Origin of the sequence: Epilithonimonas lactis (assembly GCF_900110605.1) — a bacterium.
GTDB lineage: Bacteria > Bacteroidota > Bacteroidia > Flavobacteriales > Weeksellaceae > Epilithonimonas > Epilithonimonas lactis.
In genome coordinates this window covers 19,240-44,287 of the sequence record NZ_FOFI01000007.1, presented here as the reverse complement: position 1 = coordinate 44,287, position 25,048 = coordinate 19,240, and the positions used below count along the sequence as shown (strand labels likewise).

Annotated in this window: 29 protein-coding genes and 1 tRNA gene; 17 read left to right on the top strand and 13 right to left on the bottom strand. The window is 37.7% G+C overall.

Annotated elements, in window-relative coordinates; genetic code table 11:
* The first annotated feature begins 63 nt into the window (after positions 1–63).
* A complete protein-coding gene (locus tag BMW39_RS18270; RefSeq protein WP_131474371.1) occupies positions 64–318 on the top strand; it encodes a hypothetical protein in 255 nt (84 codons plus the stop codon).
* A 10-nt stretch (positions 319–328) separates the two neighbouring features.
* Here the strand turns inward: BMW39_RS18270 and BMW39_RS18265 are convergent, their stop codons facing one another.
* Positions 329–2,761: an alpha-ketoacid dehydrogenase subunit alpha/beta gene (locus tag BMW39_RS18265; RefSeq protein ID WP_034979283.1), complete on the bottom strand. Its 2,433-nt coding sequence runs from the start codon at positions 2,759–2,761 to the stop codon at positions 329–331.
* Positions 2,762–2,915: 154 nt separating this feature from the next.
* Here BMW39_RS18265 and BMW39_RS18260 point away from each other — a divergent pair, with 154 nt between their 5' ends.
* Both BMW39_RS18260 and BMW39_RS18255 read left to right on the top strand, forming a co-directional pair.
* Entirely contained in the window at positions 2,916–3,209 is a 294-nt protein-coding gene (locus BMW39_RS18260; RefSeq protein WP_034979285.1) for a hypothetical protein, read from the top strand.
* 38 nt (positions 3,210–3,247) lie between these two features.
* On the top strand, positions 3,248–3,796 hold the full coding sequence (locus tag BMW39_RS18255; protein ID WP_034979288.1) for a hypothetical protein: 549 nt from the start codon (positions 3,248–3,250) through the stop codon (positions 3,794–3,796).
* 2 nt (positions 3,797–3,798) lie between these two features.
* Here the strand turns inward: BMW39_RS18255 and BMW39_RS18250 are convergent, their stop codons facing one another.
* The 4 genes from BMW39_RS18250 to BMW39_RS18235 all read right to left on the bottom strand — a co-directional run bounded on the left by BMW39_RS18250 (position 3,799) and on the right by BMW39_RS18235 (position 7,415).
* Positions 3,799–4,716: a ribonuclease Z gene (locus tag BMW39_RS18250; protein WP_034968577.1), complete on the bottom strand. Its 918-nt coding sequence runs from the start codon at positions 4,714–4,716 to the stop codon at positions 3,799–3,801.
* 55 nt (positions 4,717–4,771) lie between these two features.
* Entirely contained in the window at positions 4,772–5,356 is a 585-nt protein-coding gene (gene rdgB / locus BMW39_RS18245) for an RdgB/HAM1 family non-canonical purine NTP pyrophosphatase (RefSeq protein ID WP_034968579.1), read from the bottom strand.
* Positions 5,357–5,648: 292 nt separating this feature from the next.
* Positions 5,649–6,464 carry a CPBP family intramembrane glutamic endopeptidase gene (locus BMW39_RS18240; RefSeq protein ID WP_034979291.1) on the bottom strand — a complete coding sequence of 272 codons (816 nt, stop codon included), beginning with the start codon at positions 6,462–6,464 and terminating at the stop codon, positions 5,649–5,651.
* Positions 6,465–7,415: an ABC transporter substrate-binding protein gene (locus BMW39_RS18235; RefSeq protein WP_245750505.1), complete on the bottom strand. Its 951-nt coding sequence runs from the start codon at positions 7,413–7,415 to the stop codon at positions 6,465–6,467. It abuts the gene before it with no gap.
* A 149-nt stretch (positions 7,416–7,564) separates the two neighbouring features.
* Here BMW39_RS18235 and BMW39_RS18230 point away from each other — a divergent pair.
* Positions 7,565–7,638, top strand: a tRNA-Arg gene (locus BMW39_RS18230).
* A 297-nt stretch (positions 7,639–7,935) separates the two neighbouring features.
* Here the strand turns inward: BMW39_RS18230 and BMW39_RS18225 are convergent.
* The 5 genes from BMW39_RS18225 to BMW39_RS18205 all read right to left on the bottom strand — a co-directional run bounded on the left by BMW39_RS18225 (position 7,936) and on the right by BMW39_RS18205 (position 12,961).
* On the bottom strand, positions 7,936–8,853 hold the full coding sequence (locus tag BMW39_RS18225) for a helix-turn-helix domain-containing protein (protein ID WP_034979296.1): 918 nt from the start codon (positions 8,851–8,853) through the stop codon (positions 7,936–7,938).
* A 62-nt stretch (positions 8,854–8,915) separates the two neighbouring features.
* On the bottom strand, positions 8,916–9,689 hold the full coding sequence (locus BMW39_RS18220; RefSeq protein WP_034979298.1) for an SDR family NAD(P)-dependent oxidoreductase: 774 nt from the start codon (positions 9,687–9,689) through the stop codon (positions 8,916–8,918).
* Between the two features lie 124 nt (positions 9,690–9,813).
* On the bottom strand, positions 9,814–10,896 hold the full coding sequence (locus BMW39_RS18215; protein WP_034979302.1) for an alkene reductase: 1,083 nt from the start codon (positions 10,894–10,896) through the stop codon (positions 9,814–9,816).
* A gap of 28 nt (positions 10,897–10,924) precedes the next feature.
* Positions 10,925–11,818, bottom strand: a complete 894-nt coding sequence (locus BMW39_RS18210) for an NmrA family NAD(P)-binding protein (protein WP_034979305.1) — start codon at positions 11,816–11,818, stop codon at positions 10,925–10,927.
* Positions 11,819–11,953: 135 nt separating this feature from the next.
* Positions 11,954–12,961: an NAD(P)-dependent alcohol dehydrogenase gene (locus BMW39_RS18205; RefSeq protein WP_131474372.1), complete on the bottom strand. Its 1,008-nt coding sequence runs from the start codon at positions 12,959–12,961 to the stop codon at positions 11,954–11,956.
* A 327-nt stretch (positions 12,962–13,288) separates the two neighbouring features.
* Here BMW39_RS18205 and BMW39_RS18200 point away from each other — a divergent pair, with 327 nt between their 5' ends.
* Complete coding sequence (locus BMW39_RS18200; protein WP_034979310.1) at positions 13,289–13,633, top strand: EthD domain-containing protein; 345 nt, start codon at positions 13,289–13,291, stop codon at positions 13,631–13,633.
* A 248-nt stretch (positions 13,634–13,881) separates the two neighbouring features.
* On the top strand, positions 13,882–13,992 hold the full coding sequence (locus BMW39_RS19785; protein WP_074719384.1) for an oxidoreductase: 111 nt from the start codon (positions 13,882–13,884) through the stop codon (positions 13,990–13,992).
* A 93-nt stretch (positions 13,993–14,085) separates the two neighbouring features.
* On the opposite strand, the gene BMW39_RS18190 is transcribed toward BMW39_RS19785, so the two are convergent.
* Entirely contained in the window at positions 14,086–14,808 is a 723-nt protein-coding gene (locus tag BMW39_RS18190; RefSeq protein ID WP_034979314.1) for a helix-turn-helix domain-containing protein, read from the bottom strand.
* Positions 14,809–14,897: 89 nt separating this feature from the next.
* Positions 14,898–15,473 (bottom strand): Crp/Fnr family transcriptional regulator, encoded by a 576-nt coding sequence (locus BMW39_RS18185; protein ID WP_034979317.1) that lies wholly within the window; start codon positions 15,471–15,473, stop codon positions 14,898–14,900.
* Between the two features lie 146 nt (positions 15,474–15,619).
* Between BMW39_RS18185 and BMW39_RS18180 the strand changes: the two genes are divergently transcribed.
* The 9 genes from BMW39_RS18180 (at position 15,620) to BMW39_RS19385 (ending at position 21,452) form a co-directional block, all read left to right on the top strand.
* Positions 15,620–16,243 (top strand): CatA-like O-acetyltransferase, encoded by a 624-nt coding sequence (locus BMW39_RS18180; protein ID WP_086045793.1) that lies wholly within the window; start codon positions 15,620–15,622, stop codon positions 16,241–16,243.
* Positions 16,244–16,535: 292 nt separating this feature from the next.
* Positions 16,536–17,105, top strand: a complete 570-nt coding sequence (locus tag BMW39_RS18175) for a Crp/Fnr family transcriptional regulator (RefSeq protein WP_034979323.1) — start codon at positions 16,536–16,538, stop codon at positions 17,103–17,105.
* 78 nt (positions 17,106–17,183) lie between these two features.
* Positions 17,184–18,047, top strand: coding sequence for an SDR family oxidoreductase (locus BMW39_RS18170; RefSeq protein ID WP_034979326.1), 864 nt, complete (start codon positions 17,184–17,186; stop codon positions 18,045–18,047).
* A gap of 190 nt (positions 18,048–18,237) precedes the next feature.
* Positions 18,238–18,657 (top strand): PaaI family thioesterase, encoded by a 420-nt coding sequence (locus tag BMW39_RS18165; RefSeq protein WP_051880085.1) that lies wholly within the window; start codon positions 18,238–18,240, stop codon positions 18,655–18,657.
* A gap of 18 nt (positions 18,658–18,675) precedes the next feature.
* Positions 18,676–19,494, top strand: a complete 819-nt coding sequence (panB, locus tag BMW39_RS18160) for a 3-methyl-2-oxobutanoate hydroxymethyltransferase (protein WP_034979328.1) — start codon at positions 18,676–18,678, stop codon at positions 19,492–19,494.
* A gap of 20 nt (positions 19,495–19,514) precedes the next feature.
* Positions 19,515–20,474 carry a bifunctional helix-turn-helix transcriptional regulator/GNAT family N-acetyltransferase gene (locus BMW39_RS18155; protein WP_034979332.1) on the top strand — a complete coding sequence of 320 codons (960 nt, stop codon included), beginning with the start codon at positions 19,515–19,517 and terminating at the stop codon, positions 20,472–20,474.
* A 1-nt stretch (position 20,475) separates the two neighbouring features.
* Complete coding sequence (locus BMW39_RS18150) at positions 20,476–20,877, top strand: PaaI family thioesterase (protein ID WP_034979336.1); 402 nt, start codon at positions 20,476–20,478, stop codon at positions 20,875–20,877.
* A gap of 8 nt (positions 20,878–20,885) precedes the next feature.
* Positions 20,886–21,140, top strand: coding sequence for a hypothetical protein (locus BMW39_RS19230; protein WP_131474373.1), 255 nt, complete (start codon positions 20,886–20,888; stop codon positions 21,138–21,140).
* Between the two features lie 114 nt (positions 21,141–21,254).
* Positions 21,255–21,452 carry a hypothetical protein gene (locus tag BMW39_RS19385; RefSeq protein ID WP_034979339.1) on the top strand — a complete coding sequence of 66 codons (198 nt, stop codon included), beginning with the start codon at positions 21,255–21,257 and terminating at the stop codon, positions 21,450–21,452.
* A gap of 48 nt (positions 21,453–21,500) precedes the next feature.
* Here the strand turns inward: BMW39_RS19385 and BMW39_RS18140 are convergent, their stop codons facing one another.
* Positions 21,501–22,499 carry a GntR family transcriptional regulator gene (locus BMW39_RS18140; protein ID WP_034979343.1) on the bottom strand — a complete coding sequence of 333 codons (999 nt, stop codon included), beginning with the start codon at positions 22,497–22,499 and terminating at the stop codon, positions 21,501–21,503.
* A gap of 295 nt (positions 22,500–22,794) precedes the next feature.
* On the opposite strand from BMW39_RS18140, the gene galK reads away from it, so the two are divergent.
* Together galK and BMW39_RS18130 are read left to right on the top strand one after the other, a co-directional pair.
* Entirely contained in the window at positions 22,795–23,979 is a 1,185-nt protein-coding gene (galK, locus tag BMW39_RS18135; protein ID WP_034979346.1) for a galactokinase, read from the top strand.
* Entirely contained in the window at positions 23,966–25,024 is a 1,059-nt protein-coding gene (locus BMW39_RS18130; protein WP_034979349.1) for a UDP-glucose--hexose-1-phosphate uridylyltransferase, read from the top strand. The genes galK and BMW39_RS18130 overlap by 14 nt, the downstream gene beginning before the upstream one ends.
* The last annotated feature ends 24 nt before the right edge of the window (positions 25,025–25,048 follow it).

Genomic DNA, 25,048 nt, shown 5'->3' with positions numbered 1-25,048 from the left:
ATTTTAATTAACACTTGATATTAATAACTGATTATTATTGATAAATTTACATAAAATAAATTAGTGAAATATACCCTTGTAAAACGGAATAAAAGCTTTCGTGCAGATTCTCATTCTCATTTTATAAATTGGATGAGAAAAATGGATTTGCAGAAATGGATTGATAATAAAGATTTTATGGAGGGATATTCTTACAGAAAAAAAACTTTTGAAAAAATCGACATTCGTCACGATGATGAAGATTACTTTGTAGAAGACCTGCAAAAAAATAACCTTTTGAAAATAGAATCTTCAAAAGGCTTTTTAGGGATATTTTAAATTTCAGAAATTAATAAATCGCAGGATATTTCTGAGGATTGATTTCCGTGAACATCGCGTAGATTTTCTCAACCATATCATCAGAAGACGGCTTACTGAAATAATCGCCATCACTTGCAAAAGCTGGTCTGTGATTTTCTGCAGAAATTGTCAATGGCTCCGAATCCAAATATTTGAACGCTTTTTGTTTTTCTAATATCTGCTGAAGAATAAATGCCGAAGTTCCACCTTCCACATCTTCATCTATCACAACTAACCTATTTGTTTTCTTTACACTTTCTGCAATTTCATTAGTCAAATCGAATGGAATCAATGACTGAACATCAATCACTTCCGCAGAAATTCCTAATTTTTCTAATTCATTCGCCGCTTCTGTAACGATTCTCCAAGTTGAACCGTAAGTTACCAAAGTCACATCTTTACCGTCCTTAGTCACTTCGATTTTTCCTATTGGAATCGTGAATTCTCCTAAGTTATCCGGTTGTTTTTCTTTCAATCTGTAACCGTTCAAGCATTCTACAATCACGGCTGGCTCGTCACTTTGAAGCATTGTGTTGTAAAAACCTGCCGCTTTCGTTAGACTTCTTGGAACCAGAATATTAATTCCTTTTGAGAGGTTAAGGATTCCAGCCATTGGCGAACCAGAGTGCCAAACGCCTTCCAATCTGTGTCCACGAGTTCTAATGATGACAGGTGCTTTTTGACCACCTTTTGTTCTGTATTGAACCGTTGCCAAATCATCGCTCATCCCTTGCAAACAGTACAAAATATAATCTAAATATTGGATTTCAGCAATCGGTTTCAAACCTCGCATCGCCATTCCAATGCCTTGTCCAAGAATTGTTGCTTCACGAATTCCGGTATCAGCGATTCTCACCTCGCCATATTTTTCCTGAAGTCCTTCCAAACCTTGATTTACATCGCCGATATTTCCTGCATCCTCACCGAAAACCAAAGCTTGCGGATATTTTGCAAAGATTTTATCGAAGTTATTTCGCACAACAACTCTACCATCCACTTCTTCGGAAGCATCAGAATAGATTGGTTTGATTTCTTTTACATTCGTTGCTTTCCACTCAGATTGAGAATACAAATGCGACGAATAATTATCTTTCTCAATTTTGAATATTTCTTCGTATTTTGATTTCAAAGCAGTTCTTTCAGCGGAGTTTTGAACTCTTGTCACTAATAAAGACTGTCTTACCAAATGGAAAATATCTCGCTTACTTTTAGAAATGATTTTATTAAAGTTTTCAATTAATTGAGCAACTTCAACATTTTGATTTTTAATGGATTCTACAAATGGTAAAATTTCATTCTTTAAATCTGAAATCGTTTTTTGATAAGATTCCCAAGCTTTTTTCTGACCCTCTTTTACTAATTTTTTAGATTCAGAATCGATTGCATCCAACTCTTCTACCGAAGCCAGATATTCTTCATTTCCTTCAATCTCGATGCTGTAATCCAAAATCCATTCACGGAATTTCAACATTCCGTCAAACTCAGATTCCCATTTCAGACGCTCTTCGTTTTTGTAACGCTCGTGCGAACCAGAAGTTGAATGTCCTTGTGGTTGTGTCACTTCCGTCACGTGAATCACCACTGGAACACTTTCATATCTTGCGTAATGCTCAGCTTTCGCGTAAGCTTCCATCAACGCCGGATAATCCCAAGCTTTCACCTGAATGATTTCGCAACCTTGTTTTTCGTCCGCTTTTCTTTGGAAACCAGAAAGCATTTCGGAAATATCCGCTTTCGCTCTTTGGTTTTGAGTCGGAACCGAAATCCCGTAACCATCATCCCAAATCGAAACAATCATCGGAACTTGCAAAGCACAAGCGGCGTTCAAAGTTTCCCAAAAATGACCTTCAGCTGTGGAAGCGTCGCCAATCGTTCCGAAAGCAACTTCGTTTCCGTCTTTTGAAAATTTCTCAGAACCTTCGAATTTTACTGATTTATAAACTTTGGAAGCCTGAGCCAATCCCAATAATCTCGGCATTTGTCCAGCGGTTGGCGAAATGTCGGATGAAATATTTTTCTGCTCAGTTAAATTTTTCCAGCTTCCGTCCGCGTTCAAACTTCTTGTGGCGTAATGGCCGTTCATTTGTCTTCCGGCAGATGCTGGTTCTCTTTCCACGCTGGTGTCAGCGTATAATTGTGCAAAGAAACTTTCCACAGAAACCGCATCGATTGCCAACGCAAAAGTCTGGTCACGATAATAGCCAGAGCGGAAATCACCATTCCTAAAAACCTTAGCCATTGCCAACTGTGGCAATTCTTTTCCGTCTCCAAAAATCCCGAATTTTGCTTTACCTGTCAAAACTTCGCGCCTTCCCAAGTAGGACATCTCGCGGGAAATCCTACCTAAACGATAGTCTTCCAAAATGCTGTTTTTAAAATCCTGAAATGAGATTTGCTGAGTTTCTATGTAGGTTGTTTGCATAACTTTGAATTTTGACAAATATAAAATTTTTTACTGAAATTTTTATTGATTTGATATTTCGTAAAAATAAGATAATTTTATAAAGTATAAAAATTCATCAATTATATTTTTTCCACAGAATTAATGAATATTTTTGAATCATCAATTTGAACCAATGAAAAAAACCGCGCCACACATCCTGAATGCTTCCACCAATCTTCTGGGATTTTGTTTGGTCATCATCACTTCTCTGAAGATTACGAAGTTCAGCCATCATTCTTATTTGGATGAATTTACCATTGGTGCGATTTTCTGTTTGATGGTGAGTTGCACTTTATCTTTCCTTGCCATCAGAACAGACAAGGAAAAACTGTCGGACAAATTAGAGAATATTGCTGATGTTCTTTTCTTTGTAGCTTTGATTTGTATTTCGTTGGCGGTTTGTATTGTGAGTATTGATGTGGTTTGATGAGAATATTTTAACTGAATTTTAAATGTATTTACTGTATGAAAGTAAGAATTTTATTTTTGATTTTATTCATAACTAATTGTAATCCCAAAAATTCAAAATTGGAAGATGACAATTCTCCCAATATTTTTCTTACAAACTATTGGAAAGTAGATGACAAGAATTTAAAATTAAAATTCGGAGATTTGGTCGAATTTAATATTGGTAAAGAGAATATCAAGGCAATCGTACTGGATATTAGCCCAGAAAATGATGGGAATTGGTTTGGATTATGCTTTTTAAATGGAAATCAAATTTTCGGAAGAAAAATACCACAAGGATTTGGAGGTCATTGTGTTGACTTATGTGATTTCAGTTACTTACATGAAAATGCTATAAGTAATTATAAAGTTTTAAAAAATATAAAAGTAAATTTCAAAAAAATTGGGCGTGGAATGGACAGTCCTACAAAAAACCTCCAAGATATTTTAAGAGATTATAGAAATGGTCTCGAAGTGCGAAAGAAGAAGCAAACTCCTTGTGAAGATAAGTTGGGGGAATTAAATCCTGTCAACGAATGTTATTTTCCTTTAAGTAAATTTCAATAAATCTACCCAACCTTCACCGTCTCTAAAGCCTTAGGCAGAAAACTATTAGGGAAAATCTGTCTAGCTTCGTCTGTCATTACGCTTAGGTCGCTGTAACGGTTGGAGAAATGTCCTAAAATCAATTTTCCAACTTGTGCTTTTTTGGCAATCGTCGCGGCTTCCAACGCTGTGGAATGTCCAGTGTAATCTGCCATTTCTTTCAGGTTATTCAAGAAAGTGGATTCGTGGTAGAGGACATCGACGTTTTCTATGATTGGGATGATGTCTTCTTTGTATTTGGTGTCACTACAAAATGCGTACGAAACAGAAGGTTGCGGGTCGGTCGTCAATGAGGCGTTATCGATGACGTTTCCATCTTCTGAAACGAAGTCTTTTCCTAAACGCAGATTCTGGAAATCGCAAATCTCAATTTCTTTGTGTTTGGAGATTTCCTTCATATTCAGGTGGCGTTCTTTTGGTTTTTCTTTGAAAAGATAACCGTTGCAATAAATCCTGTGATTGAGCGGAATCGTGAAGACTTCTACCCTTTTGTCTTCATAGATTTTTACGGATTCTTTCCCTTCCAATTCGTGATAGATGACCTCAAAACCTTTGTACGTTTCTGTGATTTCGAAAATCGTATCCATCATTTTTTTGATGCCTTTTGGGCCGTAGATATTCAGTGGGGTTTTTCTTCCCAGAAGTCGGAAAGAGGCAACCAATCCCGGCAAACCGAAACAATGGTCGCCGTGAAGATGGGAAATGAAAATATGATTGATTTTGGAAAACCGCACTTTTGCTTTTCGCATTTGAACCTGAGTTCCTTCGCCACAATCGATGAGGAAATGACGTTCTTCCATTTCCAAAAACTGAGAAGTTGGAGAGGAATTGATGGTTGGAATTGCGGAGTTGAATCCCAAAATGGTAAGATATGTACTCAATTTTCTTGGTTGTATTGAAAATTAAAAGGGTAAATATACGAAAACATCATAAAAATTACAAAAGACCCCCTTTGGAATTGAGGAATTCTAAGAATTTTTTCAAAGCTTCACTTCTATGGCTGATTTTATTTTTTTCTTCCGGTAACATCTGCGCAAAGGTCATATTGTGGTCATCTGGAATGAAAATCGGGTCGTAACCAAATCCATCTTCGCCGAAAACTTCTGTCGTGATGTTTCCATATACACGACCTTCAAAGTAATGTTCGCCGTCGTTGTCTTTGAAACATAGAACGGTGATGAAATAAGCGCGACGGTTTGGTTCATCCTTCAATTCTTCTAAAACTTTCTCGATGTTCTTTTTGAAGTTGTGATTTCCGGCATAACGTGCAGAATAAATCCCAGGTCGTCCGTCCAAGGCTTCCACAACCAATCCGCTGTCGTCGCCCACACTTCCCTTTCCGGTTTTCTCGAAGCAGTATTTTGCTTTGATGAGGGCGTTTTCCTGGAAGGTGTTTCCGTCCTCGATGATTTCGTCGTTCAAGTTATAATCTGTGAGTGAGGTCACGATGAACTCTGGTCCGAGGATTTGTTGGATTTCTTCTTTTTTGTGTAAGTTATGTGTGGCGATTAGGATTTCCATATGTTGTTATAAATGATAGTTGATGGATGATAAATGATAATTGATGGATGATAAATGATATTATTCGTGGATTTTAGTCAGCCTTGTCAAGGTTTGGAACATTGACAAGGCTTTTCAATATTTCAAATTTAAAGTTTTTAGATTAATTTATAATATTGACAAAAGTTTGAATGGATGACAAATGTTGAACCTTGCGAAGCGCAACCCGACCTGAGTGGAGCTCATTTTTTTGCTGTGGGAAAAGCCTTGGCAAAAAATAGCGGGAACGGAGGGCGGATAAGTTGCCATAATTTTAATCTTTATAAATAATATTCTTGTGGATGGCAAAAAAATAAAATGGAATTGCGAAAATTACCACGCCAGCGACAAGAAGAAGTTCTTTGTTTACGTTGAATAATCCGGAAAAAGTTTCTGAATCAGAGTACATCATCATCAATGCGGACAGTAAGTTATTGAAGGCGTGCAACAATATCGGCATCAGCAGAGATTTCGTTTTGTAGTACACCAAACCTAATACCAAACCGAGCAAAAATGCGCCTGCAAATTGCCACGGATTGAAATGGACAGCGCCAAAAATCAAGGCGGAGACGATAATCGCGGTGACTGGAGCGACTTTGTTGTTTATCATTCCTTTCATTATGATGCCACGGAAAAGGATTTCTTCCAGGATTGGTGCGAAGATGACGGTCATAATGACCAGTGCGACCGGGTCTTTGAGGAGTTTTGCGAATTCTTTGGTGTAGAGTTCGTAAATCGGCCCGAGAATTCCGCCTTCTGTTGGGATAAGTTGCGTGGTGTAATCTGCGACGAGCATCATTCCGAACATCATTGGGAATATCAATAAATAGACGCGAAATGGCTTGGTGGAAAAGTCGAAATTGAGTTTCTTTTTTTCTTTCCTTACGACTAAAAGGTCGAAGAATAGAACGGGCGTGAGCATTGTTGCGCAGTACATAAAGATGTTGAAACCGCCCGATTCGCTGATGTCCTGGTCGAATAACGCCGACAATCCCAAACCGATGGCGTACGCGAATGATTGCCCGATGAAAAGCCCGACCACGAGTATGATTCCGATGAAAAAGTCGACTTTGTAATTTTGTTCCTGCATTTATTTAAGTTCTTTGAGATAGACCAACGGTTCTGACTGGAAAGTTACGTCTTCTGGATGAAAAATCTTGAAATAATCTCTCAAAACCACGTCGCAACGGACAACGCCACTTTCGAAGTAGTCGTTGGCCTGGTCTTTTTCGCGGTTGTTTATCATATATAATTTTCCGGAATTGAAAACGTCCATTTTTGAATAATTCGGGTTGAGCGTCAGAAGTTCTTTTTTGTTTTTGTGCGGACTGATGTTAATCCAAAAATTGGCTTGTTTCGATTTGATGAAAACTTCCTCGAAACTTAGTGGAACTGAGGTGGATTCTTTGTTGTCTTTCAGGATGTAATTTCCGCCAGCATCATTGATGAGTTTTGCTACGAAGGAATTTCCGCCTGGGAGAAACCATTGGCTTCCATACATTTCGTTGCAGAGAACCAATGAGTTTGATTTTGAATTTTTGCTTAAGGTCTGGATTTTCTTGTAATTTTCTTCGATTTTTTGATATGCTTTCTCCGCTTCTTTCTCTTTCCCGAACAATTTTCCAAAGAGCAATAGGTATTTTGATTTTTCTAACGGATTTTGTTCCATAAAATCGTCGAGGAAAATAAGTTCGATGCCGTTGTTTTTAAGAACTTCGTACGTGTTGACGAAGTTGGGAACGTAGTTGGTGAAGATGACATCCGGTTTGTTGGAAAGGATTTTTTCGATGTCGTATTTTTGTTCGTTTCCGATGTTAAGGATTTTGTTTTCGTTGATTAACTGGTGGATTTTTTCTGAGAAAATATATTCCGGACTCGAGACGCCGGTGATTTTATTTTCTAAATCAAGTTCAGAAAAGAAGCCAATCAAGCTAGAATTTAGCAACATTGCTTTTTTGAAAGGCAGATTTTTGCTCGGAATGACATTTTTGAATTTTCCTGAAGTCAAAGTCAGCTTGTCGGAATTTTCAATATAATTCACTCGTGATGAGATGGTTATATTGTCATTTGATTTTTGAATATATTCTTTTTTACAGGAAATTGAAAAAAGAAATAAAATTAGTAGTAAAAAAATGCGTTTCATCTTCCAAAGAAAGCAAAAAAGTACTATATTTGCAAACCTTTAAACAAGGCCTCGTGGCGCAACTGAATAGCGCATCTGATTACGGCTCAGAAGGTTACAGGTTTGAATCCTGTCGAGGTCACAAGACCGACATTTGAAGTTTTTACTTTCTTATGTCGGTTTTTTTTATTACTGAAAGATATTTTTTTCCATTCCAGTCTATCAAAACTAAATCCCGGTAAGTAGAGAAAAGTCTTTGGATGATTTAAGTTTAACCTTTTAGAGCTTTAACCTAAGCAACATGAGATTGGATTGCCATGGATCAAGATGAATTGAAAAATGTGAACACTAAATTTGCAACTTTTTATCTTTTCGAACCAATCTTTTAATTTTAAGTTTTTTTTCTTCATGTCACTTGATGTATTTGTCAGATCAGATATCAATTAAAAGATCTTCTGAATTCCAATGGAGAAAGATTCGTTTTTGTCTTAAACAATTTACTGAAAGACTGCGGATGTTCAAAGCCCAATTCGTAGGCGATCTCACCAATGGTCAATTCGCTGGTAATCAATTTTTCTTTTGCTTTCTCAATGAGCTTCTCGTGAATATATTGTTTCCCGCTTTTTCCAATGAGAGAGCGTAACATATCGCTCAAATAACCTGATGATAAATGTAATTGATCCGCGACATATTTCACTGTCGGAACACCTAATACCAAGGTTTTCTGACCAAGATATTCATCCAGGATACGTTCTGTATTGTGAAGAATGTCCTTATTGACTGCTTTTCGGGTAATGAACTGCCGCTTGTAAAATCTGTTGACGTAGCTCAGCATTAACTCCAACTGTGCAATGATCACTTCCTGACTGAATTCATCAACACGGCTGTTCAGCTCCTGTTCCATTATCTGGTAAACGGAAAGAATAATCTGTCTTTCTGTTTCCGATAGATGCAAAGCTTCATTGGAAGAGTAAGAAAAGTAGCCGTACTGCTTTATCTTTTTTGCTAAGGGATGTCCTAAAATAAAATCTGGATGAATAAGTAAAATATAGCAATGCGTATTTTTATTGTATTCCACTGTGCCCACCAACTGATTGGGTGCTAAAAAAAGCATACTTCCTTCATTATAATCATAGTAATTCTGACCATACTTCAGCTTTCCGCTGTTTTTTGTGATGAAGGTTATTTTGTAGAAACTCAGCACATCATAGATTGGCGCCATCTCCGTATTGAACGGACTTTCTTCATTGAAATGAACGAGACTGATCAGTGGATGCTGTGGTGCAGGCAATCCAAAAGCCTTATGACTTTCAGATATGGAAATGAACCTTATCAATTTGTCTTCTTTACTTTTCATATTATAAATTTATAAAAAAACCTATGGTCATTTGACTATCATAGGTTTTTTTTAGGTGGATATTACCATGGAACTGTATCGTATGATCCGTTGGAATTTGCTGGACCGGTAAAACTTCCGTTTGGGAGATCTTTAGCCAACGCTACTCTGATGGGTTCTCTAGATCCTTCTTCCACGGTGTCGGTTCCCTGAAAGTTATTAAGGGCTGTTGCTGTAAAGCCTGGACTCACCAGATGAACCTTGATATTTGTATTTTCAAGATCGATTGCCAGCGAAATAAAGATTCCATTAAGTGCGGTTTTAGAAGCACCATAGGCCGCATCGAACGCTGAACGGTATGGATTATGAGGATTCGAATTGATCGTAAGAGAACCCAAAGAGCTGGAAACTGTCACAATCCGTGCAGAAGGTGCTTTTCGCAATAGTGGTAAAAATGCCTGAGTGACGGCAAATGTCGCAAAAACATTGGTATCCCACACACCTTTTAGGTCATCGATCGGGACGATACTGGCACGTTGTGCGCCCAAAATTTCTTCCATTGTGCGTCCTGGTTTTCCTACATGGGAGACCGCAGCATTATTGACCAACAATGTTAAGTATCCTGATTCACTTTCAATTGTTCGAACTGCATTATTCACGGAATCCATGTTCGTAATGTCCAGTTGAATGGCTTTCGCATTGCCTCCCATTTCTGCAACAGCAGTTATACCGCTTTGAAGATCACGTGAACCTGCATAGACTGTATATCCATTTTCTGCCAAAGCTTTAGCGATCTGAAAACCTACGCCTTTATTCGCACCACTTACCAGTGCTACTTTATTTTCATTTGTCTGCATAATTTTAAATTGATTTAATTAACTACTGCAAAATTGGTCATTCATTTATCGGTAGTTGTAGCCAAATTGAGACTATTTGAAGCCAAATTGAGGATGAACGATAAGCCAAACAGCCATTAATATGTTATTTCGGTAGAAATGGATAATCAATATATCCCTCTTTTCCACCTCCGAACATGGTCGCACGGTCAGGTTCGTTCAAAGCAGCATCATTTTCAAAACGCTCGGGCAGATCCGGATTGGCAAGGAACAAAGTTCCAAAGGAAATTAATTTCGCAATACCTCTTTCCAATTCCGCTTCTCCTGAGATTTTGTCATAACCCGCATTGGCAATTACCGTTTGCTTAATTTTTTGCCCGAACAGAACCATTTCATCACCAATAGGATAATGCTCTGGAGAAGGAAAATATGGGCTGCGTTTCATCAATTCCACATAATTGAAGTCCAGTTGGTTCAGTTCAGAAATCAAATAAGTATAGGTTCCTTCCGGATCATTCAAAATCATATCTCCATATGGATGAAGGGGTGATAGCTTGATACCTACTCTTTCTCCTCCGACAGCATTGATCAATTCCTGCATTACCTCAACCACAAAACGAGATTTGTTCTCGAAACTTCCTCCATATTCGTCAGTTCGTCGGTTGGAACTTTCCGCCAAAAACTGATTGGGCAAATATCCATTCGCAGCATGGAGTTCAACGCCATCAAAGCCTGCTTCTATCGCATTTCTAGCGGCCTGTCCAAAATCTTTGATGGTCTGTTTAATCTCTTGTATGGTGATTTCTTGCGGCGTTTCATATTCTTTCATCCCTTGTGATGTGAAATGTTGCATTCCGATAATGGGCAAAGCTGAAGGTGCCAATGGCAATTTCCCACTTCGGTCAACAGAATGACCTGCGCGACCGGTATGCCAGAGTTGCGCAATGATTGATCCACCATTTTCATGTACTGCAGCTGTAACTTTCTTCCAGGCTTCGATTTGTTCCTGTGTAAATACTCCAGGCGTAAGAGGACTGCCGGTTGCCTCCTCGCTAATTCTAATGGCTTCAGTAAAGATCAGACCTGCACCTACTCTTTGGGTATAGTATTCTACGGTCCTTTCGCCAACGAGTCCATTGATATCTGCACGGCTTCTGGTCATTGCAGACATCGCCATTTTATTTTTTAAGGTTAAATTTCCTAACCGTGTTGGTTCCAGTAATTTCATTTTGATAGTCTTTTATGTATGTTGATAATTAATTGTTGTAGGCTGGGAGGTATATGGTATTGACAAATTCTTCGGCAGTGGTTTTTGTAGTTGCTGAATCGTCTCTTTGCTGGTAATTCATAAATCCATGTTTAATGGCGACTGCCATTCCTAACAGATTATCTACAAAATCTTCCGAGAATCCATTTCCTAAAAATATCTGTTTTGCCTGCTCCACAGGTATTTGAACGTAAGGCAGTCCAGGATTGCCAATGCCCTTACCGATGACCGTCGTAAATTCACGGTAGGTATAGTCTCTTGGTCCCATTACCGGACGAACACTTTTTCCTGTAAAATCAAGGTTAGCCAGATGTGCTGCTATTACTTTTGCTACATCCTGTGTTGCTACCATCGGTACGGCATGATCACCATCTGCAGCAGTTCCATTGATGCCTTTTCCTTTTACCAAAGCAATTGTCCTTAGGAAGTTTTCCATAAAATAAGCCGAACGGATGTGTACTACATTTACATCTTTCAACTGATTTAATCGTACTTCCTGCTCGCCTGTTCCGGCCATCATTCCGTTGCCTTCGTGCATATGAGAGCCCAAACTACTCATATTCACAATATGTTTTATGCCTGATCTTTCAATCGCTTCAAGAAAATTTCCGGTGATCTGTCTTTGGTAGGTTCTTGTATTTTCAGCTTTCGCATTGTCCGGAAGTATGAGAAATACGCTGTCTGCATTTTTGAAGGTTTCGGTTAGTATTTCTACATTATTTACATCTCCTTCAACTATTTCCGCTCCCCTATTCTGAAGAAGCTGTAACTTCTCAGGATTTCTGGTGATCAATTTTACAAGATGTCCTTCATTAATCAGAATTTCTGCCACTTTACTACCTACTGTTCCGGTAGCGCCAATGATCACAATTTGCTTTTTCATAAGTATTTATTTTAATATTATTTTGTTGTTATTAACAGTACAAAGATGCTTCAAGTTAAAACTGAAAACTTGTATCAAATCACTGTTTTTCTTGTCTAAAAGTCTTACTGAAGATTACTACCGTACATCCCGCCGTTAAGAATTGATCTCTACGACAACTTTTCCGATAAAGCCGCCCTTTTCTGCGTATTGATAAGCTTCCTGCGTTTGCTCAAACTGAAATATTTTGTTTATTTCAATCTGTAATCCTTGATTTACCTCAGACACCAATTTCTCTGAGTATTTTGTAGAAGGACCGGCTAAAACAATGATGTGTTTTTTACCTGTAAATAGATTTTTGAAGATAGAAGTTGGAATTTCAATGGGCCGCGGTGTTGGATTCATAAATTTCGATTGAGGCTTCATGATTTTTCTTGCAGCGGTGTAACCCATCTTTCCAGATAGATCAATGACAATATCGTAGAGAATGTTTTGAGAAAATACATTTTCTTTTGAGTAATCAATTACTTTTCGAGCGCCCCACTTTTTTGCAAATTCTGTCCCTTTTGTACTGGTGACCGCAGTAACTTTAGGTCCTTTCTGTCTTAATAACTGAAGTAAGAACATTCCAAATCCACCGGTTGCACCATTGATCAAAATTTCTGTATCTGCATCAATATTACCCATTTTTTCCAGAGCTGTAAGGGCTGCCGTACCTACAACAGGAATAGATGCAGCTTGAGGAAAACTAATTTGCGAGGGTTTTTTCCACACCAAAGAAGCAGGAACAGCGATGTATTCTGACGACGCACCATCTTTCATCATATTTTTAACTACTCCAAAAACCTGATCCCCTTTTTTGAAACCGGAGGTTCCGGCATCTTCTATAATACCTGAGAAATCAGCTCCCGTTTTTTTGGGGAATGAGGAACCTGACATCAGTTTCATTTCACCTTTTCTAATTTTCCAATCCATTGGATTTATGGAAAAGGCCTTTACTTTTACTAACACCTGATTAGATTTAATCGTTGGTTTCGACTGTTCAGCAGATTGTAATACAGTTGTATTTCCGAATTTTTGATAGGCTATTGCATTCATACTAATTATTTGTTTTAAAATTATAGTACAAATTTGCGAACAAGCCAGATGGGAAACTTGTATCAAATCACTGTTGTGATAGAATAAGGTGTTTTTTGAGATTTATAATCATAAGAAAGGCAGCAGCAAAATACTGACAACTCTCTATGTCTTAGACTAAAATTAAAAAACCTGGAGAAAGCGTGTAGAGAAGCATTGAGACTGGTATTTTAAACACCAGATAGAACCAACTATCTCTTTTAATGTAATGCCTTTCAACACATAAATCGGGTTTCAGTTTTAATGGGATTTCTTCTAATCAATAAATGTAAAATGGCAGCGCACAAATTTGTGCGTGATTGACTTGATGTACCTAATAAAGTAGTTTTGTACCAACTTATAAATAAAGAAATAATGATCAAATTTACGTTTCTGGTACAGAAGCTACCAAACATGAGCCTTGAAGAATTTATAGATTATCATAAAAACAAACATGCTCCCTTATTCTGCTCCATCCCTGAGACAGAACTCTATGTTAGAAAGTATGTAGTTAATCATCCGATAATCGCTGAAGGTTTCCCCAAGCCTTTATACGATGCTGTGGTTGAAATCTCATTTGACTCTTTTGAAGATTTCAACGCATTTTTCTCGTCAGAAAACTATCTAACAATCGTTCATCCAGATGAACCCAATTTTTTTGACACTGAAAACTATATTGCAATGGCAAACAACGAAACAATCGTTAAACCCGGAAAATAAGCAATAATCTTATAAGTAACGCACATTTAAGTCACCCGCTTAGATGTACGTTGCTGATTTACAGCATCACGAACTTTCTTATTGCAGACTGGCTAAATAAAGCTGTTTGGGTGTAAAACAGAGGGCGATTACCAACTGATAATCAATTGTTTTACTGAAAAAATATAAAATAGTTTGCTATTTATACATCAGTGAACTACTCTACAAATCAAGTTTTTAAATAGGTATAGTGATTATACAACAATTAAATGAAAGAAAAACCTCAACCAAAATTATTTACTCCTTTTAAGGTGAAAAGCGTAGTGTTAAGTAATAGAATTGCCGTGCCGCCTATGTGTCAGTATAGATCGTTATCATGATGATATTGTTAACCCTTACATGAATCACTCACAGAGCTGATGTAGGTGTTAAAGGTCATAGTCAGAAAAAATCTCCATTTAAAATTTTAATTGCTAGAATACCTTGATCAGGTCGCTGTTGAATTTTAAGGCTTTGGGAGGCATTCCAAACATTTCATACATATACTTATTCCATTGTGGGAGGTCATAGAAGCCTGTATCGTATGCGATATCAGTGAGGCTTCTTTCTTTCTCTGAAAGCGCAATGTAGATTGCTTTGCGCATCCTTGTCCACAAAAGATACTTGGACAAACTGCTTCCAGTTTGCTTTTTAAAAAGCGAGGCCAGACGTGATGGTGAAAGGAAAACAATATCTTCAAAGGTCTTTGGTGTAATATCCGATTTGAAATAGTTATCAGCGATATACTCTACAATCTTCGTAACACGTTCGTCATAATTGGTAGGCGGCAGATCAGAAACCAAGCCATCGATGAGAACATTGATATCCACGCTGTCTTTTGGCGTTTTGAAAAACTTACTAGTTTCCGATGGTTGATCAAAGACGATATACTCTTCATTTTCCTTAAATCTACTTGCCAATTCCAACCCGATATTTGAATAGGGCTCAATGTTTAGAATATTCAATGTTCCGTTTTCTGCTACGCAGAAGTGAGAGATGTGTGGCTTTATCAAAAAACCGTGAATGTCCTCAAATAAAGTTCCGTCAATAGTGGAATTGAAAGGAGTGTCATTCGAAATCACAATCTGGTATGCTGAATGGCGATGGATCTCCACAGTAAGATTACGGGCCTGAAGAGCGAGGATAAATGGATTCATTGACTTCTTTAAGTATTGTAAAAATACAAAAATAAGGCTGGACTCATGTTAAGAGTTGATTATGAAAAGTTAATTAATATTTCAATATATCATAATGCTGATTGCTCAATTTTTTTAAGACTTCTGTTCAAACTTCGAACGGAGACCCCGAGATACGCTGCAAGATTGTCTTTAGACAAATTCATATTTTGTGTAGATTGCAACCTTAGAAGCCTGCGAACACTATGTTCTAAATTATATAATTGCTGAAACGAGGATTTGTTGGAAGTATTAAACAGACGCTCGGCAAAAATGTCTAGCAACAGGCCATTCAATTCGATACTATTTACTAACAGATCCCGAAAAAAGGGAATTGAAAATGCATATACGGATACATTATTCATCGCTTCTACACTACATAGACATGGCAGATCCTTAATACATTCAATCTCTCCCAAAATTTGCCCCTGGCCCAAAAATTCCAGGATATATTGTTTTCCATTTTCCTCGCTAACATAACATTTAGTGATCCCTTCTTTTATAAGGAATACTTTTAGCGCCTGATCATTTTGAACTAGGATTGTTTCACCTGCTTCATACTCTTTCAGAATCAAGTCTTCATTTCTTTCTTGAGCTTGATATAATTTTTCTGTGAATTCTAGGAATGACTGATTGATACGTAACATTATAGACTAGCGGGACAAATGTCCTTTTTTAATTTCTGAATTATTCTGAGTTTTGCAGGAAGAAATTTACACATTTAAATTGAAAATCAAACTTTTTATCAAGCCTCTTCTCTATTAGAGATAGGTTTGAATTTTAAATATTTTATATCATGCGAAAAATCACTCTTGAAGATTGGGTCAGAAAGGAACATTTCAATTTTTTCTCACAGTTTGAGGAACCCTTTTTTGGTCTCACCTTCACAATTGACTGTACAATAGCTTATGATCGGGCAAAAAATACTGGCAGTTCCTTTTTTCTTAGTTATTTATACAGAGCACTCAAAGCGGCAAATCAGATTGAAAACTTCCGTTATAGAATCATCGATCGCGAGGTATATTTATTTAACGTCATCAACGCTACTCCAACAGTTGGAAGGCCTGATGGCACCTTTGGCTTTTCCTACGTGGACTATTACGAAGATGAAAATAAATTTGTTACAAAAGCAAAAGAGGTTATCGAAGTGGTCAAGCAGTCGACAGGATTGAAACCTGCCAGTTCAGGTCAGAACGTAATTCACTTCTCTGCAATTCCATGGGTAGATTTTACCTCTCTATCACACGCTAGAAATTACAAATTTGAAGACAGCTGCCCCAAGATCTCATTTGGAAAAGTGACAGAAAATGACGGAAGAAGGACAATGCCCGTTTCTGTTCACGTTCATCATGGACTCGCTGACGGTTTTCATGTAGGTATCTTTGCCGATAAATTTCAGCAACTGATGGATGACTAGTGGAAGATTGCCTCTAATGCGAAACTTCAAGAGTATTTATACTCCAAAGGATTAAAAACAGGATAATATAAATTAAAAATGGTCATAAATTATTGGTGATTACTGATACAAATGAAGCAACATGGGCACCAAACACATTAAAATGAGACCGGCATCACAAACGTCAGGAAATTGTTATATTGTCGACCCTTCTCAAATAATGAATTAATTTTACGATGTAGGAATCCAAAAAAGGTCTTGCTTTTACCATATGGTAAATCAACTGAGAAAGCGTTTTGCTAATTTTGTATTAATGAAAGAACTCACCAATTACATTTTGCAGTTTGGTAATTTAAACCAACAACAGATTGACTTTATTCTCAGCAAGACAACGGAGATCAATCTCCGTAAGGACGATTATTTTTCAGAGGCCGGGAAAATCCCAAAACAAGTAGGATTTATTCTGGAAGGAGTCGTTCGTTTCTGCTATTACAATAATAAAGGGCAGGAAATTACCCATCATTTTGTTGATGAGAAAAATTTTGTTTCGGATCAGCAGAATTTTGAGGCACAGATCGTCGCTACCGATTATATAGAAGCGGTGACCGACTGTAAACTTCTTGTTTTTTCAAAGAAAGACTGGGACGAGATCGGGAACACCATCGTCGGCTGGCACGCGATCACCAATCTGATTATGAAAAACTGTCTTCTAAAAACAATTGAAAGAAGAAGCCCGCTGGTTTCAGAAGATGCCACCACCCGCTACCTGACATTCATCGAGAAATTTCCAGCATTGGTCAACAGAATTTCGCTTTCTTATGTTGCGTCCTATCTTGGAATTACCCAACAATCGCTGAGCAGGATCAGAAAAAATATCCGCTAAAATTGCTTTTTACCATTTGGTAAACGTTCTCACTCATCAGATTCCGAAATTTGTATCATTAATTTAAATAAAATAAAAATGGACAAAAAAGTAGTTCTGATAACAGGAACAAACAGTGGATTCGGATGGCTTACAGCGCACAGCGTGGCCGCATTGGGACATAAAGTCTATGCCACAATGAGAGATATCGAAGGAAAAAATATTGAAAAAGCGAAAGCTTTGGAACAAATTGAGAATATCACCGTTCTTGATGTTTCACTAACCGATGAGCAAAGTGTGAGTTATGCCTTTGACAAAATCATAGCTGCAGAAGGTACCATCGACGTGCTGGTCAACAATGCAGGAATTTCTATGTTTGGCGTGGCTGAAACTGCTACTCCATCTGATTTACAGCATATGCTGGATGTAAATACAATTGCTCCCTGGAGATTAATGAAATTAGCACTGCCTTTTATGCGCAAACAATCGGAAGGTTTGATCATCAATGTTTCGAGCGGCTGGGGCAGATTCTCCGCTCCTTTTTCAACGGTCTATGCTTCTTCAAAGTTCGCTTTGGAAGGATTGAGTGAAGGTTTACATTACGAAGTACGGTCATCCGGAGTAGATGTTGCGATTATTCAGCCTGGCGCTTTCCCTACTGAGATGTCACAAAAACTTGAGGTTGGTTCTGACCCATCTGTTGCTGATGATTATCAAGCCATCGCAGACCTTCCTAATAAAATGTTCGGCGCAATTGGTGAAATGTTTGAAAAAGGAAAACCAAATCCGCAAGATGTCGCCGATGCAGTGGTCAAACTAATTAATACACCTCAAGGAAAAAGACCATTGAGAACTGTTGTTGATTCATCGACAGGTCATATAGTTGAAGCAGCAAACGAGGCTATTTCCTCTCAGTACAAAAACGTTTTAACAGCATTCGGAATGCACGACCTTTTGGTTTAAACAACCTTTTGCAATAAAAATCAGTTTCTAAAGTCCTCTGATAGTAAGATAAATACCACTGTATTATCTAAAATATCCCTATCATATTTTCTTATTATTTTGTATAAATGAAAGAAATTTTGATGGGAATCATTTTTTTTTCGATATTTGCATAATCAGTTATGTAATTGATTATAATAAATATTTTGATATGATAGCATCTCACACAGAATATATCAGGGAAGGAATTCAGAAACAAAATCTGATGAAATTATACAATGCCTATGCAGGCGAAATTGAAGATGGTTTTGTGGAAGTTATCATTCCACGGCAGCAATCTTTGATCAGAGGTGCCGGATATTTTTATGGAGGTGTCTTGGCAGCGGCTGTTGATACGGCTGCCTACTTTTCTGCTGCTACACTTCACGAAGAAGATGCTTATTTTGTCACGGTCGATTTAAAAATAAATTATCTGAATCCTGCTCAGGGTGAATTACTTGTAACAGCAGGTGAGGTCATCAAAAACGGAAAAACCTTGATTATCTGTAAGGCCGATTCTTTCTCCATTAATACTGGCTCCAAAAAACTCGTTGCGACTTCACTGGTGACTTTGATGAAGATCCATAAATAAAACAAAAAAATAATTGATATGTCTATCCATACAGAAAATAAGAAAAAGGTTACCACGCTTCAGTTGACCAAAATGAAGCAAGATAGAGAAAAGATAAGTGTTCTTACCGCTTATGATTTTACAATGGCACAGATCATTGATAATGCAGGAATCGATGTGATCCTCGTAGGCGATTCCGCTTCCAATACAATGGTAGGGAACGCCACTACCCTTTTCATAACGATTGAACAGATGATCTTTTACGCAAAGTCAGTGGTAAACGGGACGAAGCGTGCATTGGTTATCGTCGATATGCCCTTTGGAACCTGTTCCGGTGACCCGATGAGATCTTTGGAAGCTGCTATCAAAATGATGCGTGAAACCGGTGCTGATGCTATAAAGGTTGAAGGTGGCTCGGAGATCAAAGACGATGTAAAGAAAATCATTGATGCAGGAATTCCTGTGATGGCTCATTTGGGCTTGATGCCACAATCAATCAACAAATACGGGACGTATGCCATCCGTGGAAAAGATGAAAAGGAAGCGGAGAAGCTGATGCAGGATTGTCTTCTGATGGAAGAATTGGGCGCCTTCGGTATTTTGCTGGAGAAAATTCCCGCAAAACTTGCAACTGAAATTTCGGAAAAAATCAAAATCCCAACTATCGGAATCGGTGCAGGCTCAGGAACGGACGGACAGGTCTTGGTCATCCAGGATGTGATGGGAATGAACAAAGAATTCTCTCCGAAATTTTTACGAAGATATGCAGACCTTCACACCATAATGACCGAAGCGACGCAACATTATATTTCTGATGTGAAAGCACAGAAATTCCCTAATGAAAATGAAAGTTATTAATCAAATAAATATATTCTAAAATGGATTTTTTTAATAGAACAGGCAAAATGGCCTTAGGAAGCAGACTCCGACTATTGACCTCAAAAGTGACAGAAGATGCTGCAAAGATCTACGAATTATACAATGTCGATTTTTCGCCAAAATGGTTTCCTGTCTTTTTTATTCTTTCTGAGGACGGTGAAAAAACAATCTCAGAGATCGCTGAACAGATCGGGCATTCTCAACCTTCTGTCACCAAAATAGTAAAAGAAATGGCAGCAGCAGGACTTATCGAAAACAATCTTGAATCCAAAGACAAACGCAGAAATGTTGTTGATCTGACTGAAAAAGGCGTTAAAATCTCTCATCAAATTATTAAGGTACAATGTGCAGACATCGATCTGGCGATTGACGGAATGATCAGTGAAGCCAACCATAATCTTTGGGAAGCCTTGGCAGAATGGGAATTTTTACTTGAGCAGAAATCACTTTTGAAGAGAGTGCAGGAACAGAAGAAACTTCGTGAAAGCAAAGATGTGAAGATCGTTCCCTATGAGGCAAAATATCAATCCGCATTTAGATCTCTGAACGAAGAATGGATCTCGAATTATTTTGAAATGGAGGAAGCCGATTACAAAGCACTGGATAATCCTGAGGAATATATTCTAAATAAAGGTGGGAAAATATTTGTCGCTTTGTACAAAGATGAACCTTTGGGCGTTTGCGCTTTAATTAAAATGAACGACCCTGAATATGATTATGAGATGGCAAAAATGGCTGTTTCTCCAAAAGCACAGGGGAAAAGTTTAGGTTCTCTGTTGGGAAATGCGGTCATTGATTCTGCTAAAGAATTGGGAGCATCAAAACTGTATCTGGAAAGCAACACGGTCCTTAAACCTGCCATCAACCTTTATCACAAATTGGGTTTTGAAAAGATAACAGGTAGACAGACGCCTTACCAACGCTGCAATATTCAAATGGAACTAAAACTGAAAGACTGATATGTACGACAGAATTAAAGAAAGCTTCGATGAACAAGGTTTGATGAAAACCCTTAATGCCAAACTAGTGAGCGTAGAAAAAGGTGAAGTGAAGATCTCCTGTGAATTCTCGGAAGCTTTGACGCAGCAGCACGGTTTTTTCCACGCGGGAGTTGCCACAAGCATTGCAGATAGTGCGTGCGGTTATGCTGCATTGACGATGATGCCGGAAGATATGGAAGTATTGTCAGTAGAATTTAAGATCAATTTTATGAAACCCGCTAATACTGACAAGCTGATCGCCATTGGAAAGGTTTTGCAGTCCGGAAGAACCTTGACCATTTGTGAGGGCTACGTTTACGACATTTCCGAAGAAAAACTGATCTGTAAAATGACCGCTACGATGATCGCTGTTAAAAAATAGACTTTTTTATGGTACAGACAATTGGTTACGCCGCTTTAACTTTAAATCTCATTTCGATGTCGATGAAAAATGTTCTCTATCTAAGGGTTTGCTCGCTCATCGCCAATGCGATCTATATTGTATATGGTGTTTTGATGAACGCTCCTCCGGTGTTTATTGGATGCTCAATCGGTGTGCTTCTGCATTCCTATTACATTTATAAAATAATGAGATCGAGACAACAGAAAAGGAAACAAGCCTTTAACAATCAGAACGTTACTTAAATTACAAAAGCTTTATGACATCTTAAAAATGGCTTAAAATTTAAACATCTCTAACGTCATTAGGATAAGAGTTTATAAGTTTGCAGAAGAATTGATAATTAATAAAGATCAAAAATGAGTAAGAGTGTTGCAATTTTGTATCAGGCGCAAGAACCACCTGCAGTAGATGGCATTAAAAAGCCGATGAAACCGGGCGGATATTCCGACAGCGGTACAAATATCGCTTACTCGTTACATCAGCAAGGCATTGAAGTTGAGGAAATCAAAGATCTCGTTTTCTTTGTTCAAAAAAAAGTTGAGAAAAATAAATAGCAGATTAAGTTATTCTACAATATAATTCCATTAAAATCTTAAAACATTTCAGATAGATTTTCTAATTCTTAAAGTGGCGGGATTTTCAATCTGTATCTTTTCATTCTTTATTACCATTTCGGAAAGTCGTCTTCCCATTTCGGAAAAATCTGTGGATAACGTTGTAATTCCATCTTCCACCACCTTTTTTAGCGGTGTTTCGTTGTAGGAAATAATCCCGATATCTTTTCCCAGTTTCAGACCCTTTAACTTGCACATCTCCACGATTTCTACCAACTGTCTGTCGTTTGGAATAAGAAATAACTGTCCTTTTTCTAATTTGAAATCTTTGGATGAAGGAATCACGGCGAATTTCTTTTCGAACTGTTCGCAATATTTCGTAAAACCTTTTACCATATCAGAAGGCTCTTTGTCACCAGGAAAGATCAGGATATAATGATTATATTTTTCTATAATGTGCCTGGATGACTCAAAAGAATTGTAAATGTCCGCGATAAAATTCTGATAGATCCCGGAGTATTGTCGCAATGAATCCCGCATCTGATCAATGATGTAGACATCCTTTTCGGGGAGTTTTGCAATCACTTCCTCTACGCCTTCCAGATTTCCAGGCATAATAATATATTTTGAATAGTTTCCTATGTTATCCATGATCTGTTTTCTAAAAACACCGAAATTAAAATGATGGAAATATATATCAACCTGTGCTTTATTGTCAAAAGGTTTTAGAAATCCCGTCAGAAGATCTTCCTTAAACGAATTAAGCTCATCGAAGAGAACAAAATAATTTTTATCATAACTGAACTCTTCTCGTTTTACATAATATCCTTTGGCAGGTATAGATTTTATAATTCCTTTTTGCTTAAGCTTTTCGTAAGCCAGGAAAACGGTATCCCGAGAAACGTTATGCTCCAGACAGATTTTGTTGACAGAAGGAAGCCTGTCATTACGGAATAATCTTTTGCTGCTTATAGCATCTTCAATGCTTTCTACAATCTGTTGATAGATAGGTCTTGAGCTTTCCTTATCGATGTAAATTAATTTCATTTTAAAACAATCTAGTTGGATAATAACAAAAACTGGTAGGTATTGGTATGTAAATTAACATAAACTTTTTTAGTTTTAAACATCTCTTAACAAATAGTTAATTTAAAATTAACAAAAGACCTTGAACAGACACTTTGCGATTCTTTTCCTATGGAATATAAATCGAAATTTTGTAATAACTAAGAACGAAAATCAATAAAAATAAAGAGCAGAGATTAATTTTAGTGATTTAAATTATTTTAAGAAAGCCTCGTTTAGATTTGACAAACACTTTTACAGATACTATAATAATATAATGACAAAACTGGTAAATAAAACCAATGAGATCTTCAAGAATCTATATGGTGAGGAACCGTCAATGATCGTTCTTTCTCCTGGTAGGATCAATATCATCGGAGAACATATCGACTACAACAATGGTTTTGTACTCCCGGCTGCCATTGACAAATACATTTGCATCGCTATCTCTAAGAATGAGGAAAGCGAGAAAAGCCATTTTTTCGCCATTGATATGGACGATCACTATACATTGGACCATCTGCAACCACTAAGACCTTCAGGAGATATTTCGTGGACCAATTATCTGTTGGGTGTCATCAATCAGATGCAGGAAAGGGGGAAAAAAGTCGGTTCTGTAAAGTTGGCATTTAGCAGCACAATTCCTATTGGAGCAGGTCTTTCATCGTCTGCGGCGTTAGAATGTGGTTTTGCATTTGCCCTCGATCAACTTTTCGATTTCAATTTTTCAAAGAAAGAGATTGCTTTGATCAGTCAGAAAGCAGAACATATGTTTGCAGGCGTAAACTGTGGCATTATGGATCAGTTTTCTTCTGTATTTGGCAAGAAAGATAAAGTATTCAAGCTCGATTGCGATACTTTGGAATACGAATATTACAATGCTGACCTGGGAGAAAACACACTGGTCCTATTCGACAGTTGTGTAAAGCATTCATTGCTTGCCTCCGGATATAATGACGTCAGGAAGGACGTAGAAAAAGGACTTGAACTGATTAAAAGTAATTTTACAGAAGTCAAAAACTGGAGAAATGTTACCATAGAAATGGCGAACCAAATCAGAAACCAGTTAGGAAGCTCAATCTATGAGAAATGCATTTTTGTGATTGAGGAAATACAGCGTGTAGGTTTAGCTGCAGAAGCTCTTACAACGGGTGAATATGAAGTTCTGGGTAAACTATTATCTCAAACGCACTACGGACTTTCAAAGCAATATGGTGTAAGCTGTGAAGAACTTGATTTTTTGGTGAATGAAACATTAAAATTAGATGGTGTTTTGGGAGCAAGAATGATGGGCGGTGGCTTTGGCGGATGCTCCATCAATCTTATAAGAAAAGACCAGGCGGAAAAAGTGGCGGAAATTATTGCAAAAGTATATCTGAAAAAATTTAATATCAATCTCAAAATATATCCTGTGAAAATTTCTGAAGGAACATTAAAATACGAAATCAATGTCAACATTTAACTATAAAGAACACCCACACAGAAGATATAATCCTCTCCTTGACGAATGGGTTCTCGTGTCGCCACAACGATCCAAAAGACCATGGCAGGGACAACAAGAAAGCTTCGATGAAGAACCTCTTCCAACGCACGATCCCGACTGCTACCTATGTGCCGGAAACCAAAGAGTAAATGGGGACATCAACGCAAAATATAAAGGCGTTTACGTTTTCGATAACGATTTTGGCTCACTCATGAAAGAAGATACCGAATGGAATCCGGAAGAGACATTTACTGATGATTTCTTCAAGTTAAAACCTGAGCGCGGGATCAACCGTGTGGTCTGTTTTTCCGAAGATCACAGCCTTACAATTCCGGAAATGTCTGTAGATAATTTGACAAAAGTGATAGAAGTCTGGCAGAATGAATATCGAACACTTGGTGCTTTGGATTACATCAACCACGTACAGATCTTCGAAAACAAAGGAAGTACAATGGGATGTAGCAATCCGCATCCGCACGGACAGATCTGGTCTCAGTCCAGTATTCCAACTTTGGTTGCAAAAACTCAGGAGAACCTTCAGAAGTATTTCCAAAAGAATCAAACTTCCCTCCTGGCAGATTATTTAAAAAAAGAATTGGAAAGCAGAGAAAGGATTGTTTTCGAAAATGAACATTTTGTATCACTGGTTCCCTTTTGGGCTGTCTGGCCATACGAAACGATGATCATAAGTAAGAGACATCTTTGCAATATCCTTGAGATGACTGGCGAAGAAAAAACTGCTTTCGCAGAAATCCTAAAAATCAATACCGTAAAATATGATAATCTTTTTCAGGTCTCATTTCCTTATTCTGCCGGCATCCATCAAGCGCCAACAGATGGTGAGGAACATCCTGAGTGGCATTTCCACATGATGTTTTACCCGCCATTGTTACGCTCGGCAACGGTGAAAAAATTTATGGTGGGATACGAACTTCTTGCTGAGGCCCAGCGCGACATTACGCCTGAACAAAGTGCGCAGATCCTGAGAGACCTTCCTCTGGTACATTATAAAAGTAAAAATTAATCAGGTTGAATTCATCAATAATAG

Bases quoted from the DNA above. Each gene is read 5' to 3' on its own strand.
- BMW39_RS18265 (WP_034979283.1), bottom strand. From the start codon at position 2,761: ATGCAAACAACCTACATAGAAACTCAGCAAATCTCATTTCAGGATTTT.
- BMW39_RS18260 (WP_034979285.1), top strand. From the start codon at position 2,916: ATGAAAAAAACCGCGCCACACATCCTGAATGCTTCCACCAATCTTCTG.
- BMW39_RS18255 (WP_034979288.1), top strand. From the start codon at position 3,248: ATGAAAGTAAGAATTTTATTTTTGATTTTATTCATAACTAATTGTAAT.
- rdgB (WP_034968579.1), bottom strand. From the start codon at position 5,356: ATGGAAATCCTAATCGCCACACATAACTTACACAAAAAAGAAGAAATC.
- BMW39_RS18240 (WP_034979291.1), bottom strand. From the start codon at position 6,464: ATGCAGGAACAAAATTACAAAGTCGACTTTTTCATCGGAATCATACTC.
- BMW39_RS18225 (WP_034979296.1), bottom strand. From the start codon at position 8,853: ATGAAAAGTAAAGAAGACAAATTGATAAGGTTCATTTCCATATCTGAA.
- BMW39_RS18220 (WP_034979298.1), bottom strand. From the start codon at position 9,689: ATGCAGACAAATGAAAATAAAGTAGCACTGGTAAGTGGTGCGAATAAA.
- BMW39_RS18215 (WP_034979302.1), bottom strand. From the start codon at position 10,896: ATGAAATTACTGGAACCAACACGGTTAGGAAATTTAACCTTAAAAAAT.
- BMW39_RS18210 (WP_034979305.1), bottom strand. From the start codon at position 11,818: ATGAAAAAGCAAATTGTGATCATTGGCGCTACCGGAACAGTAGGTAGT.
- BMW39_RS18200 (WP_034979310.1), top strand. From the start codon at position 13,289: ATGATCAAATTTACGTTTCTGGTACAGAAGCTACCAAACATGAGCCTT.
- BMW39_RS19785 (WP_074719384.1), top strand. From the start codon at position 13,882: ATGAAAGAAAAACCTCAACCAAAATTATTTACTCCTTTTAAGGTGAAA.
- BMW39_RS18190 (WP_034979314.1), bottom strand. From the start codon at position 14,808: ATGAATCCATTTATCCTCGCTCTTCAGGCCCGTAATCTTACTGTGGAG.
- BMW39_RS18185 (WP_034979317.1), bottom strand. From the start codon at position 15,473: ATGTTACGTATCAATCAGTCATTCCTAGAATTCACAGAAAAATTATAT.
- BMW39_RS18175 (WP_034979323.1), top strand. From the start codon at position 16,536: ATGAAAGAACTCACCAATTACATTTTGCAGTTTGGTAATTTAAACCAA.
- BMW39_RS18170 (WP_034979326.1), top strand. From the start codon at position 17,184: ATGGACAAAAAAGTAGTTCTGATAACAGGAACAAACAGTGGATTCGGA.
- BMW39_RS18165 (WP_051880085.1), top strand. From the start codon at position 18,238: ATGATAGCATCTCACACAGAATATATCAGGGAAGGAATTCAGAAACAA.
- panB (WP_034979328.1), top strand. From the start codon at position 18,676: ATGTCTATCCATACAGAAAATAAGAAAAAGGTTACCACGCTTCAGTTG.
- BMW39_RS18155 (WP_034979332.1), top strand. From the start codon at position 19,515: ATGGATTTTTTTAATAGAACAGGCAAAATGGCCTTAGGAAGCAGACTC.
- BMW39_RS18150 (WP_034979336.1), top strand. From the start codon at position 20,476: ATGTACGACAGAATTAAAGAAAGCTTCGATGAACAAGGTTTGATGAAA.
- BMW39_RS19230 (WP_131474373.1), top strand. From the start codon at position 20,886: ATGGTACAGACAATTGGTTACGCCGCTTTAACTTTAAATCTCATTTCG.
- BMW39_RS19385 (WP_034979339.1), top strand. From the start codon at position 21,255: ATGAGTAAGAGTGTTGCAATTTTGTATCAGGCGCAAGAACCACCTGCA.
- BMW39_RS18140 (WP_034979343.1), bottom strand. From the start codon at position 22,499: ATGAAATTAATTTACATCGATAAGGAAAGCTCAAGACCTATCTATCAA.
- galK (WP_034979346.1), top strand. From the start codon at position 22,795: ATGACAAAACTGGTAAATAAAACCAATGAGATCTTCAAGAATCTATAT.
- BMW39_RS18130 (WP_034979349.1), top strand. From the start codon at position 23,966: ATGTCAACATTTAACTATAAAGAACACCCACACAGAAGATATAATCCT.